Origin of the sequence: Marinobacter fonticola, assembly GCF_008122265.1 — a bacterium.
GTDB lineage: Bacteria > Pseudomonadota > Gammaproteobacteria > Pseudomonadales > Oleiphilaceae > Marinobacter_A > Marinobacter_A fonticola.
Genome location: NZ_CP043042.1, coordinates 621,248 through 634,168, shown reverse-complemented (window position 1 = coordinate 634,168; position 12,921 = coordinate 621,248). Strand labels below are relative to the sequence as shown.

13 protein-coding genes are annotated in these 12,921 nt (G+C 59.6%); 7 read left to right on the top strand and 6 right to left on the bottom strand.

Annotated elements, in window-relative coordinates:
* Positions 1-65 precede the first annotated feature (65 nt).
* From FXO11_RS02760 to rho, 3 genes are all read right to left on the bottom strand, one after another.
* Positions 66-1,079 (bottom strand): 2Fe-2S iron-sulfur cluster-binding protein, encoded by a 1,014-nt coding sequence (locus FXO11_RS02760; RefSeq protein ID WP_148861470.1) that lies wholly within the window; start codon positions 1,077-1,079, stop codon positions 66-68.
* A complete protein-coding gene (gene ubiD, locus FXO11_RS02755) occupies positions 1,063-2,541 on the bottom strand; it encodes a 4-hydroxy-3-polyprenylbenzoate decarboxylase (protein ID WP_148861469.1) in 1,479 nt (492 codons plus the stop codon). Before ubiD ends, FXO11_RS02760 begins: the two co-directional genes overlap by 17 nt.
* Before the next feature lie 112 nt (positions 2,542-2,653).
* Positions 2,654-3,916: a transcription termination factor Rho gene (rho, locus tag FXO11_RS02750; protein ID WP_148861468.1), complete on the bottom strand. Its 1,263-nt coding sequence runs from the start codon at positions 3,914-3,916 to the stop codon at positions 2,654-2,656.
* 414 nt (positions 3,917-4,330) lie between these two features.
* Between rho and moaB the strand changes: the two genes are divergently transcribed.
* Genes moaB through moaE form a run of 4 tightly spaced genes read left to right on the top strand, consistent with a single transcriptional unit; the run spans position 4,331 to position 6,847 of the window.
* Entirely contained in the window at positions 4,331-4,906 is a 576-nt protein-coding gene (gene moaB, locus FXO11_RS02745) for a molybdenum cofactor biosynthesis protein B (RefSeq protein ID WP_148861467.1), read from the top strand.
* The gene (locus tag FXO11_RS02740) at positions 4,893-6,107 is read left to right on the top strand and encodes a molybdopterin molybdotransferase MoeA (protein WP_148861466.1); all 1,215 of its coding nucleotides are present in this window, start codon (positions 4,893-4,895) and stop codon (positions 6,105-6,107) included. Before moaB ends, FXO11_RS02740 begins: the two co-directional genes overlap by 14 nt.
* A complete protein-coding gene (moaD, locus tag FXO11_RS02735; RefSeq protein ID WP_148861465.1) occupies positions 6,107-6,385 on the top strand; it encodes a molybdopterin converting factor subunit 1 in 279 nt (92 codons plus the stop codon). The genes FXO11_RS02740 and moaD overlap by 1 nt, the downstream gene beginning before the upstream one ends.
* A gap of 9 nt (positions 6,386-6,394) precedes the next feature.
* Entirely contained in the window at positions 6,395-6,847 is a 453-nt protein-coding gene (gene moaE / locus FXO11_RS02730; RefSeq protein ID WP_148861464.1) for a molybdopterin synthase catalytic subunit MoaE, read from the top strand.
* 19 nt (positions 6,848-6,866) lie between these two features.
* On the opposite strand, the gene mobA is transcribed toward moaE, so the two are convergent.
* Together mobA and trxA are read right to left on the bottom strand one after the other, a co-directional pair.
* Entirely contained in the window at positions 6,867-7,463 is a 597-nt protein-coding gene (gene mobA / locus FXO11_RS02725; protein ID WP_148861463.1) for a molybdenum cofactor guanylyltransferase MobA, read from the bottom strand.
* 136 nt (positions 7,464-7,599) lie between these two features.
* Positions 7,600-7,926: a thioredoxin TrxA gene (gene trxA, locus FXO11_RS02720; RefSeq protein WP_148861462.1), complete on the bottom strand. Its 327-nt coding sequence runs from the start codon at positions 7,924-7,926 to the stop codon at positions 7,600-7,602.
* Positions 7,927-8,266: 340 nt separating this feature from the next.
* Between trxA and ppx the strand changes: the two genes are divergently transcribed.
* Positions 8,267-9,727, top strand: a complete 1,461-nt coding sequence (gene ppx / locus FXO11_RS02715; RefSeq protein ID WP_227546120.1) for an exopolyphosphatase — start codon at positions 8,267-8,269, stop codon at positions 9,725-9,727.
* A gap of 28 nt (positions 9,728-9,755) precedes the next feature.
* Here the strand turns inward: ppx and FXO11_RS02710 are convergent, their stop codons facing one another.
* The gene (locus FXO11_RS02710; protein WP_148861460.1) at positions 9,756-11,690 is read right to left on the bottom strand and encodes an ATP-binding cassette domain-containing protein; all 1,935 of its coding nucleotides are present in this window, start codon (positions 11,688-11,690) and stop codon (positions 9,756-9,758) included.
* A 74-nt stretch (positions 11,691-11,764) separates the two neighbouring features.
* Between FXO11_RS02710 and FXO11_RS02705 the strand changes: the two genes are divergently transcribed.
* Both FXO11_RS02705 and FXO11_RS02700 read left to right on the top strand, forming a co-directional pair.
* Positions 11,765-12,301, top strand: coding sequence for a TIGR02444 family protein (locus FXO11_RS02705; protein WP_168203116.1), 537 nt, complete (start codon positions 11,765-11,767; stop codon positions 12,299-12,301).
* On the top strand, positions 12,298-12,696 hold the full coding sequence (locus FXO11_RS02700) for a DUF4124 domain-containing protein (RefSeq protein WP_148861458.1): 399 nt from the start codon (positions 12,298-12,300) through the stop codon (positions 12,694-12,696). Before FXO11_RS02705 ends, FXO11_RS02700 begins: the two co-directional genes overlap by 4 nt.
* Positions 12,697-12,921: the final 225 nt, after the last annotated feature.

The window sequence follows — 12,921 nt, the reverse complement described above, 5'->3', positions numbered from 1 at the left end:
TTAGCCTCGCGCAATCCGACAGCCGTTCTTGAATGGGAAGAAGCGCAGGAACAACTACCGCGCCCTTACGCTCGGGGCGCATACTCCAGCACGTCCGAGTAAAACGCCGCTGCGGGCAGCCCCGCCTCGACCAGCGCATCCATCAGCGTGTACACCATCGGCGGTGAGCCGCTGACCATGACGTCGACATTAGCCCAGTCATGGCCTCCAGCCAGGACCGCCCTGACCAGTTGGTCGTGGTGGCCGCTCCAGTCGTTGTCCTCGTCGTCGCCGACTACTGGCAGAAACGAGAACTCCGGCCATTGTTCGTGCCATTGCTGGGCCAGGGAGCGCAGATACATGTCCTCATGGCGGCGAACGCCCCAATATAGATGTACGGTCTGAGACATTCCGTGGTTACGCAGATACTCGACGATACTTTTCATCTGGGCAAAACCGGTGCCCGCCGCAATCAGCAGCAGGGGTTTAGCCGGCATCGAAGCCAGGCAGGCTTTGCCGTGGGGCAGCTCTAGCACAACCTGACCGTCTTCGCGGAGCGTATCCATGACACGCTGAGCCGATGCCCAATCCGTTGCCGCCTGCACATGCAGCTCGATGGCGGAGTCGTTGGGACTACTGGCAATGGAGAAATACGCCGGATCGGCGCCCGGCAAACGCACGGACAGGTACTGGCCGGCATGAAAACCGATATCGCGGCGCCGCGGCAATTCCAGGCTGACGCGAAACACATCGTGATTCAGCGGCGTGATATCCGCCACCTTGGCCAGCACCTGTTGCGGCGTGTAAGAACCTGCGGCCATAACCTCCTCGATCTCCAGTTCAATCGGCCCGCATGGCTGGCATCGGCACAGCATAATGGTTGCGGGCGGGGATTCAGTATTGCGGGTGCGGGTGTTAACCACCTGCCCCTGTTTAAGCCGGGCTTCGCATAGCTCGCATACGCCGTTGCGGCACGACCAACGTACCGCAATGCCTGCCCGGCGGGCCGCAGTCAGTAGATCGTCCGACGCTGACGCCGGGAAGGTCAGGCCAGCCGGTTCGATTAAGACTGTTAGCCTGTCTTCAGTCTTGGCTTTCATCGATGCCCAGGCTCGACCAGATCTCGTCGACCCGCTGCTTCACGTCAGGAGCCATGGCAATGGGGGTGCCCCACTCCCGGTCAGTCTCACCCGGCCATTTGGTAGTGGCATCCAGGCCCATTTTCGAGCCCAGGCCGGCCACCGGCGAGGCGAAATCCAGGTAATCGATGGGGGTATTCTCAACCATCGTAGTGTCCCTGACCGGGTCCATCCGCGTGGTGATAGCCCAGATCACGTCTTTCCAGTCCCTGGCGTTCACGTCGTCATCGGTCACGATCACGAACTTGGTATACATAAACTGCCGCAGGAACGACCATACGCCCATCATCACACGTTTGGCATGGCCGGCATACTGCTTGCGCATGGTCACCACTGCCATGCGGTAGGAGCAGCCTTCCGGCGGCAGGTAGAAATCCACGATCTCGGGAAACTGCTTCTGCAGGATCGGCACGAACACCTCATTCAGAGCCAGGCCGAGAATCGCGGGCTCGTCCGGGGGGCGACCCGTGTAGGTACTGTGGTAGATCGGATTCTTGCGATGAGTAATACGCTCCACGGTGAAGACCGGGAAGCTTTCCACTTCGTTGTAATAGCCGGTGTGGTCGCCGAAAGGGCCTTCCGGCGCGGTGTCGTCCGGGTAGATAAAGCCCTCCAGCACGATTTCCGCGCTGGCCGGCACTTGCAGGTCGGACAGTTGCGCCTGGACCAGCTCGGTTCGGCTGCCCCGCAGCAACCCGGCAAAGGCGTATTCGGAAAGTGAGTCGGGCACCGGTGTCACCGCGCCGAGAATAGTGGCGGGGTCGGCACCAAGCGCAACGGCCACAGGATAGGGCTCGCCGGGATGCGCCTTCTGCCACTCCTGAAAATCCAATGCCCCGCCACGATGGCTGAGCCAACGCATGATCAGTCGGTTGCGGCCAATCAACTGCTGGCGATAGATGCCCAGGTTCTGCCGTTCCTTATAAGGTCCGCGCGTAATCACGAGCGGCCAGGTCACAAGCGGACCCGCGTCCCCTGGCCAGCAATGCTGGATGGGCAACTTGTAGAGATCCACCTCATCCTTTTGGATCACCACATCCTGGCAAGGCGCGGAGCGACGCACCTTGGGGCCCATCTGCATCACCTGGCGGAAAATCGGCAGCTTTTCCCAGGCGTCCTTGAAGCCCTTGGGCGGGTCCGGCTCCTTGAGGAAGGCCAGCAGCTTACCCACCTCCCGCAAGCTCTCCACATCCGCCTGGCCCATGCCCAGCGCCACCCGCTTCGGCGTACCGAATAGGTTGCCGAGCACGGGTATATCGTATCCCTTGGGGTTCTCGAACAATAAGGCCGGCCCGCCCGCACGCAGAGTACGGTCGCAAATCTCGGTCATTTCCAGGTAGGGATCGACTTCGGCTTTGATGCGTTTGAGCTCGCCCAGCTTCTCCAGCTGGTCAATGAAGTCACGCAGGTCGTCGTATTTCATGAGGCAGTCCTGGCCTATTGGAACCTTGGAGGGAGGCACTCAGGTGTACGGGTGTGGAGCAGGAACGTCCCATCCGGACGCCCGTAAACGTCACGGATGGGTACAGGCGCGATCAGCGCTTCTTCATGGACAGGAAGAACTCGTCGTTGGTCTTGGTATCGCGCAACTTGTCCAACAGGAATTCCAACGCCGCGGAGTCGTCATCCATGGAGTGCAACAGCTTGCGCAGGATCCAGACGCGCTGGATATCCGCCTCGGCCATCAACAGGTCCTCGCGACGGGTGCCGGAGCGACGGATGTTCATCGCCGGGTAGATGCGCTTCTCGGCAATACGGCGGTCCAAGTGGACTTCCATGTTACCGGTGCCCTTGAACTCCTCGTAGATGACTTCGTCCATCTTGGAGCCGGTGTCCACCAGCGCCGTGGCGAGGATGGTCAGACTGCCCCCTTCCTCGACGTTACGCGCGGCACCGAAGAAACGCTTGGGTTTCTCCAGTGCGTGGGCATCCACACCACCGGTCAGTACCTTGCCGGAGGACGGGATCACCGTGTTGTAGGCACGGGCCAGACGGGTAATGGAGTCGAGCAGGATCACCACGTCCTTTTTGTGTTCGACCAGGCGCTTGGCCTTTTCGATCACCATTTCCGCCACCTGCACGTGACGGGCCGGTGGCTCGTCGAAGGTGGAAGCGATCACTTCGCCGCGCACGGTGCGCTGCATCTCGGTGACCTCTTCCGGCCGCTCGTCGATCAGCAGCACCATCACGTGACACTCGGGACTGTTGCGGGTGATCGACTGCGCGATGTTCTGCATCAACAGCGTCTTACCCGCCTTGGGCGGGGAGACGATCAGGCCGCGCTGACCCTTGCCAATCGGAGAGACCAGGTCCAGAACCCGCGAAGAGAGATCCTCGGTACTGCCGTTACCGGCTTCAAGCGACAGACGCTCATCCGGGAACAGCGGTGTGAGGTTCTCAAACAGGATTTTGTTGCGGGCGTTGTCCGGCTTGTCAAAGTTGATCTCGTTAACTTTGAGCAGCGCGAAATAACGCTCGCCGTCTTTCGGCGGCCGGATCTTGCCGGCAACGGTGTCGCCGGTGCGCAGGTTGAAACGGCGAATCTGGCTGGGCGACACATAAATATCGTCGGGCCCCGCCAGGTAAGAGGCATCGGCGGAGCGGAGAAAGCCAAAGCCGTCCTGGAGAATCTCCAGCACGCCGTCGCCGTATATGTCCTCGCCGCTTTTAGCGTGCTTCTTCAGGATCGAGAAAATGACGTCCTGCTTGCGAGAACGGGCGAGATTGTCGAGCCCCATTTCCAGGGCAGTATCCAACAGCTCGGGAACGGGTTTCTGCTTGAGTTCAGTAAGGTTCATATTTTATTTGACGAATCGGAATGGAATATCAATCAGGTTTGCGAAGACAGGAGAAACACTCCTGGACGTATAACGTGATGCTTTTAAAAATCGGGACAGAAACCGTGAGGCGGGCGCCAAGACGGCTTTTTAATGGAAGCGTGTAAACGTGCCGGCCATTATAGCAACAACTTTGGCCATTACCACCCCTTCCAAAATTGCGGTGACAACAGGATACTCTTTAACAGGCGTATCGATGCGCTATCCATTGTATAGAGCCAGTGAAGATGCGTTATCTTGTCATCGTTGAAAATAATCGACGCAGCTCACCGCTAGGCACGAGGTTACGGTATAGCGTTTTTTTCAGGCAGTGGCAAGTCACTCGCGTGTCTTTCCGCATAAATATCCTCAAACTGTAGTGGAATTTCCTGACCGATGAACAACTCCAACACGTTCAAGCCACTCAATATCGCTATTTTGACCGTCTCCGATAGTCGCGGCCCGGCAGAGGACACCTCCGGCCAGTATCTGACCGACCAAGCCAACGTGGCCGGTCACCAGGTACTCGTCCGCCGTTTGCTGCCGGACGACATCTACCTGATTCGCGCGCTGATCGCCCACTGGGTCGCCGACAGCCGCATCCAAGTCATTCTGATCACCGGCGGCACCGGCTTTCACGAACGGGACAGCACACCGGAAGCGGTGCGTCCGTTGTTCGACAAGACCATCGACGGTTTCGGCGAGGAATTCCGGCGGCTATCGGCCGAGGAGATCGGCTCGTCTACCATCCAGTCCCGGGCCTTCGGCGGCCTGTCCAACCACACCGTAATCTTCTGCTTGCCAGGCTCTACCGGCGCCTGCACCCTGGGTTGGGACAAAATTCTGCGCGAACAGCTGGACAATCGTCACGCCCCCTGCAATTTCGCGGCCCTGGTCAACCGCAAGCCTCCGCGAGCGCTGCATCGTCTGGACGAACCGCTGGATACCGGAGCCACCCATGAGACCGACTGAAGGCCTCACCGGCCTTGAAGAAGCATTGGAGCGCCTGCTGCCGCGCGCAAAGCCTGTCGAGGGCACCGAGTCTTTACCGCTGACTCAAGCACTGGGCCGCATTCTGGCGAATACCACCGAGGTTCCTGCCGATGTACCGCCCGCGGATAACAGTGCCGTAGACGGCTATGCCATCCGTATCGGCGACCTAGCTCGTCAACCGCTGCCGATCAGCCAGCGCATTCCGGCCGGCAAAGCACCGGCTGCGCTGGAGCCGGGTACCGCCGCACGCATCTTTACCGGTGCCGCCATTCCGGATGGCGCCGACGCGGTGCTGATGCAAGAAAACGTCGAGCGCGTAGATGAACGCATCACCACCCCGCAACAGCCAGAGGCGAGACAGAATATTCGCCCCCGAGGACAGGACCTCAGGGCCGGCAGCACCGCTCTTGAAGCCGGTACGCGCTTGCGGGCGCAAGAGCTCGGCCTCCTTGCATCCCTAGGGATTGCCGAAGTCACCGTCCGCCGCAAAGTCCGGGTAGCGATACTCACTACTGGCAATGAGCTCGTCCCTCCCGGCGACCCGCTGCCGCCGGGCAAAATCTACAATACCAACCGGTTTACGCTGAGCGCCCTGCTGCAACAGATGCATTGCGACATGATCGACCTGGGCGATGTCGCCGACACTTACGCCGATACACTGGCCGCCCTTGATCAAGCCAGCGCCAAGGCCGACCTGATCCTATCCAGCGGCGGCGTATCCGTTGGCGAAGAGGATCACGTACGCGCAGCGATGGAAACCCGGGGGGAAGTAACGCTTTGGCGTCTGGCACTGAAACCCGGCAAGCCTCTGGCCTTCGGTTCAGTCAATGGCACGCCGATGATGGGGCTACCCGGCAATCCGGCGGCCGTAATGGTGACGTTCCTGATTCTGGCGGCACCCTTCCTCCGTCGCCAGCAAGGCCGATTGACCGGGACGCCCTCAGCTTATCGTTTACCCGCCAATTTTACAGTGGAACATCCTTCCCCGCGCCGGGAATTCGTACGGGCACGGCGTGTCGAAATCGAGAAACAGGGCTGGATCGAAGCTCACCCCAACCAGAGTTCGGGTATGCTAAGCTCCGCCTGCTGGGCCGAGGGCCTGGCCGTGGTTCCGGAAGACCGGACCGTGGCTCGGGGCGACCTCCTCGATTTTTACTCGTTCAATGATTTGCTGGGTTGATGATGACCGACGTACCGCAATCCGATCCGACCGTTACAGTGAAATTCTTCGCCCGCCTGCGCGAGAGCCTGGGTACGGACGAACTCACTTTGCCTTTGCGCGAAGGCGCCACCGTTGCCGACCTGATTGGCGATCTCGCCACTCGCGGCGCTCCCTGGGATATCCTCGAAGGCGACCGCCCGGTGTTGGCCGCAGTTAACCAAACGATGGTCAAGCCGCTCCACCCGCTGAGTCCAGGTGACGAGGTGGCGCTGTTCCCGCCGGTAACGGGAGGCTAAGGTTCCTTTATGATCCGCATTCAGACTGAAGACTTCGATGTCGGCGCGGAAATCGCCGCTTTGGAAAACAACGGCCGCTCCGGCGCCCTCGCCACCTTCACGGGCTTGGTCCGGGACCATGGCGACCGCCAAGACGTGGCGGCGCTTTTTCTCGAACACTACCCGGGCATGACCGAAGGCGTCATCGCCGGCCTGATCGAACAAGCTCGCGTCCGCTGGACGATCGACGAGGCACGAGTTATTCACCGGGTCGGGCATTTGCCGCTGGGCGATCGCATTGTCTTTGTTGGCGTTTCCAGTGCTCACCGCCAGGATGCTTTCGCGGCTTGCGAATTCCTGATGGATGCCCTGAAAACCACTGCGCCGTTCTGGAAGAAGGAAATCACCGCCGACGGCGAGTCTCACTGGGTTGACCAGAAAGCCAGCGACCGGGAAAAAGCGGAGGGTTGGCGCAAGGCGTAAACCTGCGAGTGCCCTAATACTAGACTCGCCAGTCTTCCGGCGTATTCAGATTGCGGAAAACCTCGGAAGAAACTGGCAGATCCAAATACAGCGTATCTTGGCGACCGGCGAAATCCATGACTTTACGTTCGCCGCTTTTGAGATAGCTCGTCAAATCCTCCACCAGCGCCACCGGATAGTAACCGTGCAGTGGCTGCGGACGTCGTTCGACTCGAGCCAGCACAAGCCGTTGCGCATCAACGGCGGCAGTGGTCGCCAGTTGCTCGATGACCGCTGCCGACACGCCTGGCGTGTCGCACGGCATGACTAGCACACCGCTCATGCCAAGCGCCCGGGCGTGCTGCATCCCAGCCAGCAGGCCGGCGAGTGGCCCCGTATCGCCGAAGCCTTCCTCGTCATTGACCACGACATCTGCCCAGTGCCGGTAGTCCTCCAACTGACGATTCGCGCTGATCGCGATTACCGCGCAATGAGGCCGAAGCGCCTCTCGGGCGTAGGCGACCAAGGGATGGCCCTGCCACAGCGCCAGCCCCTTCTCCACGCCACCCAAACGGCGCGCTCGTCCTCCGGCGAGAATCAATCCGCAGCAGTTTTCACGGAATGTCGCGTCAGACATACGTGCGCACCCTTCCAGCACAGGATTAACCGAGCCAACTTTCCAATAAACGATAAATCCAAGAAACGATAAAAAAGGGCCACCTCCTAGTTGGGAGATGGCCCTTTATCAGCGTTTATTCCGCTTTACCGACAGATCAGAGATTGCTGTCGAGGAATGCGGCCAGCTGGGACTTGGACAGCGCCCCGACCTTGGTGGCGTCCACGTTGCCATTTTTGAACAGCATCAGCGTGGGAATGCCACGGATATTGAACTTGGGCGGCGTCTGCTCGTTCTCGTCGATGTTGAGCTTGCAGATTTTCAGCTTGCCTTCGTACTCTTCCGCGATTTCCTCCAGTACGGGGGCAATCATTTTGCACGGACCACACCACTCGGCCCAGTAGTCGACCAGCACCGGGGTGTCGGCTTTCAGCACGTCCTGCTCAAAGGATGCGTCGGTAACGTTTACGATATTTCCGCTCATTACATTTTCCTGATTGCGGCAGCGTACATATCCAGCACGCAGCACCTAGACGTTTCGACCCGTCACCTGGGACTCTGCGCGGCATAACGCCACAACTCCCAGACCGGCCACTTCAAAAATCACAGCCCCACTTTACGCGAAATGCCAGTCAGCCGGAAAGCTCTTATGACTCGGGCACATGATCCGTTACTGACAGGTTGGCGGGGTTTGGCTTATAGTTACCCGCAGTGTCGGTTCACCGTGAAGAGCCTCACACAATATACGGCCTGGCAAGAGGATTTCAAGACACGTGACGGCCCGCAACCCCGCCACCGAGCCCGAGCTGTTGGCAGCCATCGATATGGGGTCAAACAGTTTCCATATGGTTATCGCCCGCTTGATCCACGGCGAAATCCGAACCCTTGAAAAAATGGGAGAAAAGGTCCAACTCGGCGCCGGCCTCGATGCCCAGAACAACCTGACCGAAGAGGCCCAGAACCGCGCGCTGGACTGCCTGAGGCGATTCGCCCAGCGCTTGCAGGGTATGCCGGTTGGCGCCGTACAGATCGTCGGTACCAATGCGCTACGGGTCGCCCGCAACGCTTATGAATTCATGGATCGTGCCGAAAAGGTACTCGGCTTTCCGGTGGAAATTATCGCCGGCCGGGAGGAGGCCCGCCTGATTTACCTGGGCGTCTCCCACACCTTGTCCGACGATACCGGGCGCAGGCTAGTTATGGACATTGGCGGGGGCAGTACCGAGTTCATTATCGGCGAACGCTTCGAAACCCAGGCGCTGGAAAGCCTGCACATGGGCTGCGTTTCCTTCCGCAACCGCTATTTCCCCGATGGCAAGATCCAGCGCAAGCAGATGGACAAGGCCCTCACCCATGCTGCCCAGGAACTGCTGAATATTCGTCACCGGTTTCGGGCCTTGGGTTGGCAAAGTGCCGTGGGCTCGTCCGGGTCGATCAAAGCCATCTCCTCGGTCTTGGTCAACCTCAAGCTGACCAACGGCACCATCACCCTCGGCGCTCTAAGGGAGCTGCGCCAGCGCCTCGTGGACATGGGATCCGTCGACCGGCTGGCCGAGCTAGGCATCCGATCGGACCGCCAGAGCATCTTCCCCTCAGGGCTGGCTATCCTGCTGGCCGCCTTCGAATCATTGGAGATCGAATCCATGACCTACAGCGATGGCGCCCTGCGTGAAGGCCTGCTTTACGACATCGTCGGCCGTATCCAGCATGAAGATGTGCGTGAACGCACCATTCAGGCCCTCAAAGGCCGCTACGATGTCGATGATGCACACGCCGCCGCCGTCGAAGAAACGGCCTTGATGGGCTTCCGCCAAGTGGCCGACGCCTGGGATATCAACACCGAATACGATGAAGAGCTGCTACGCTGGGCCTGCCGGTTACACGAGATCGGCCTGACCATCTCCCACAGCCAATACCACAAGCACGGCGCTTATCTATTGCGCTATTCCGACCTCTCGGGCTTCGCTCAACAGACGCAGCAGAGTCTTGCAACACTGGTCCGCGGCCATCGCCGTAAGTTCTCAAGCGCCGTATTCGAAGACTGCGACCCAGACGACGTGCCGCGCTTGCAACGTCTTTGCATCCTGCTCCGGCTGGCCGTTCTGCTGCAGCATCCCCGCAACATGGATCAGCCGGCGGGCTTCAAGGTGGTTGTCAACGGAAAATCAGAACTCACGGTCAGTTTTGCCGAGGGCTGGCTGAACGAGCGTCCGCTCACCCTGGCGGACCTGGAAAACGAGCGCGAATACCTGGCGCGCCAGAAATTCGTGCTCAACGTCAGCTAGCGTCCCTTAACAAAGTGCCCCGAGATCCTCAGGACAGCTCGCTTTCCATTTGTTCGAGGGTCTCGGAAATATCCAACCACTCCATTTCCACGTCATCCAGCTCACTTTGCGTCTGGGCCTGCGCGCCCAGAGCCTGCTTCAGCTCGTCCTTGCGGCCCGCCTCGTAGAGGCCAGCATCGCCAAGGGTCTCTTCCAACTGCCCGAGCCGGGCTTGCAGCTCAGCCATCTTCTTTTCCAGCGCCTGTTGCTGTTTACGATAGGGGCTCATCTTCTGCCGTAACGCCGCCTCCGCGCGCTTACGCGCCTTACGGTCGTCCGCGTTTTCACCGTCTGCGGTATCGGCGCCGGGCTTCGATTCTTCCGACACGCGGCGCGGCGCCTTGGCTTCGTCAATCCGCCGGTCGGCCAACCAGCGCTCGTAATCTTCCAGATCGCCGTCGTAGGCCAGCACCCGGCCCTCATTGACCATCAGGAAGTCGTCGACCGTATTACGCAGTAGATGCCGGTCGTGAGAGACCACAATTACAGCGCCTTCGAACTCCTGCAACGCCATGGTCAGCGCCTGGCGCATCTCCAGGTCCAAATGGTTGGTCGGCTCGTCCAGTAACAACAGATTGGGTCGAGCCCAGGCAATCAGGGACAGGGCCACGCGGGCTTTCTCACCACCGGAAAAATTACGAATACGGTCCAGGGCATCGTCACCGTGGAAACCGAAGCCGCCCAGGAAGTTGCGAATGGACTGCTCCGACGCCTTGGGCTCTGCCCGCTGAAGATGCAGGAAAGGGCTGGCATCCAGATCCAGGGATTCCAACTGGTGCTGGGCAAAATAGCCAATCGCCAGATGTTCACCGGTCGTCCGCTCGCCGGACAGCAAAGACCGGCCGCCAAGCAGTGCGTTGATGAGCGTGGATTTACCGGCACCATTAGGTCCCAGCAAGCCGATACGCGTACCGGGCAACAGCGTGAGATTGATGCTCTGAAGTATCACGGAATCCCCGTGCCCCGCCGTGCCGTTACGGATAGACAATAACGGACTGCTGATTTTATTCGCTTCGGGAAACCGGAATTCGAAGGGAGAATCCACGTGAGCCGGTGCAATCCGCTCCATGCGTTCGAGCGCCTTGATACGGCTCTGGGCCTGACGCGCCTTGGTCGCCTTGGCCTTGAAGCGAGTGATGAACTGCTCGATTTCGGCAATCCGCGCCTGCTGCCGCTCGAAGCCTGCCTGCTGCTGGGCCAGCCGCTCTGAACGTTGGGTTTCGAACGACGAGTAATTGCCGGTATACATCACCAGCGACTGCTGATCGAAATGCATGACGTGTGTCGCTACCCGGTCCATGAAATCCCGGTCGTGGGAGATGAATAGCAGCGTACCCGGATAACGTCGCAGCCAGTTTTCCAGCCAAAGGCAAGCGTCTAGGTCCAGGTGGTTGGTCGGCTCGTCCAGCAGCAACAGGTCGGACGGCCGCATCAGCGCTTGCGCCAGATTCAGCCGGATGCGCCAGCCACCGGAGAAGGAGCTAACCGGTTTTTCCGCATCCGCATCGATGAAGCCCAGGCCGCGCAATAACGCCTCAGCCCGGCGTGAGGCAGACCACGCTTCGTGTAGGTCCAGTTCGCCATGGAGGCGCGCTTGGGCAGCATCGTCGCCCCGCTGCTCAGCCTCGGCCAACGCCCGCTCCAGCCGGCGCAGTTCTATATCGCCATCCAGCACAAAATCGCGGGCGCTGCGGTCGGTAGCGTCCACCTCCTGCGCCATGTGGGCGAGGCGTGTCCCGCCCGGCAGATCCATGCCGCCGGCCTCCGGCGCCAATTGGCCGAGGATGAGGCTGAACAGACTGGACTTGCCGGCACCGTTGGCGCCGACAATACCCACGCGCTGCCCAGGCTGGATGGTCGCCGAAGTGTTTTCTAGCAACCATTGGCCGCCACGTTGTAGACTAAGATTCGTTAATGTCAGCATGCGCGCATTCTATCAGGGAATTTACGCGATCTGTCATTGCCTCACGCCCCCATTCTCCAATCCCACATGTGGTTATGCATCCGCCTGACGACCTTCTTCTGGATAACCCTTTCTGGCAGTTCGCTCTTGGCTTATGGCGCGATAAAGATATCGCTCAGAGCTGTCTTGATTTGCAGCACGGAGGCTGGTCAGTCTCGCGCATACTGACCGCGGCGTGGCTGGCCCGCCATGAGATCGAGTGGAACGGGGAGGAGACCAAAGAGCTAGCCCAGTGGCGCAGCCGATACACCGAGACATTGAGACTCCTGCGCCAGCAGCTGATTAAGGGGACACCGGCGGATAGCTTGCGGAATCGGATCAAGCAAGCCGAATTGGAGGCCGAGCGTATCGAGTTGGCGTGGATTTATCAGAGTTTTCGTCAACGCTTTCATAATGTGTCCAGATTTTCGGGCTATAATGAAACCTTGTTAATCCGTAACCTGCGCGCTGCGGCCCCGAACGGGGGAAATCTATCTGTATTCGAAGACGGCATGAATCGATTTTCTAACGCTCTGCAACACGCCGATCCTGCTGCGCCTACTCGTTGCAAACAAGGGAGCAACTCCCAATGAAGCTGGTCCGTTGGGCCTTCAAACTCGCGTTTCCCGCGCTGGGTCTGCTTATCGCTCTGATGTTGGTGGGCATTAACGATCCGACAGCACCGGAGGCATCGAGCTCCGAGCCGTCAGAACCACCCCCTTCATTTGAAGCGGTGGTGCCCAATCCCGTACCCGATGATGGTCCGGATATCGTGTTCAAATGGCAGGACTCCGAAGGCAGTTGGCACTATGCCGATAAACCGCCGTCCCGGGGAAGCTGGAACGCTCTCGCCGTCGATCCATCCAGCACGCGCATTAACGCCGAGCCTGAAATTGTGACCGAGCCTGAGTGGGAATCGCCTTACGCAGCACCCTACTCCCTGAGCTCCGGCTATTTCGAGCGCATGCCGAACGCGGCCACGCCCTGAACTGACTCACAGTTCGGGCGCTTTTGAGCCGTGCGGCATATTCCTTAAAGTTCAGTCATTGGCACACTGTCGCCAAAAGCGTTACCTTTGCCCTTCCGAGGAACCTCTGAACGAGCCTATTGTCGATGTCCTACACGGTGAGCGATCGCATTGGCCAATGGACTCGCTCAGAGGTTTCCCAATAAATGCATCCGGAGTCAGCCGAACCCGACCTCGAAACCCGCT

Bases quoted from the DNA above. Each gene is read 5' to 3' on its own strand.
- FXO11_RS02760 (WP_148861470.1), bottom strand. From the start codon at position 1,079: ATGAAAGCCAAGACTGAAGACAGGCTAACAGTCTTAATCGAACCGGCT.
- ubiD (WP_148861469.1), bottom strand. From the start codon at position 2,541: ATGAAATACGACGACCTGCGTGACTTCATTGACCAGCTGGAGAAGCTG.
- rho (WP_148861468.1), bottom strand. From the start codon at position 3,916: ATGAACCTTACTGAACTCAAGCAGAAACCCGTTCCCGAGCTGTTGGAT.
- moaB (WP_148861467.1), top strand. From the start codon at position 4,331: ATGAACAACTCCAACACGTTCAAGCCACTCAATATCGCTATTTTGACC.
- FXO11_RS02740 (WP_148861466.1), top strand. From the start codon at position 4,893: ATGAGACCGACTGAAGGCCTCACCGGCCTTGAAGAAGCATTGGAGCGC.
- moaD (WP_148861465.1), top strand. From the start codon at position 6,107: ATGATGACCGACGTACCGCAATCCGATCCGACCGTTACAGTGAAATTC.
- moaE (WP_148861464.1), top strand. From the start codon at position 6,395: ATGATCCGCATTCAGACTGAAGACTTCGATGTCGGCGCGGAAATCGCC.
- mobA (WP_148861463.1), bottom strand. From the start codon at position 7,463: ATGTCTGACGCGACATTCCGTGAAAACTGCTGCGGATTGATTCTCGCC.
- trxA (WP_148861462.1), bottom strand. From the start codon at position 7,926: ATGAGCGGAAATATCGTAAACGTTACCGACGCATCCTTTGAGCAGGAC.
- ppx (WP_227546120.1), top strand. From the start codon at position 8,267: ATGGGGTCAAACAGTTTCCATATGGTTATCGCCCGCTTGATCCACGGC.
- FXO11_RS02710 (WP_148861460.1), bottom strand. From the start codon at position 11,690: ATGCTGACATTAACGAATCTTAGTCTACAACGTGGCGGCCAATGGTTG.
- FXO11_RS02705 (WP_168203116.1), top strand. From the start codon at position 11,765: ATGCATCCGCCTGACGACCTTCTTCTGGATAACCCTTTCTGGCAGTTC.
- FXO11_RS02700 (WP_148861458.1), top strand. From the start codon at position 12,298: ATGAAGCTGGTCCGTTGGGCCTTCAAACTCGCGTTTCCCGCGCTGGGT.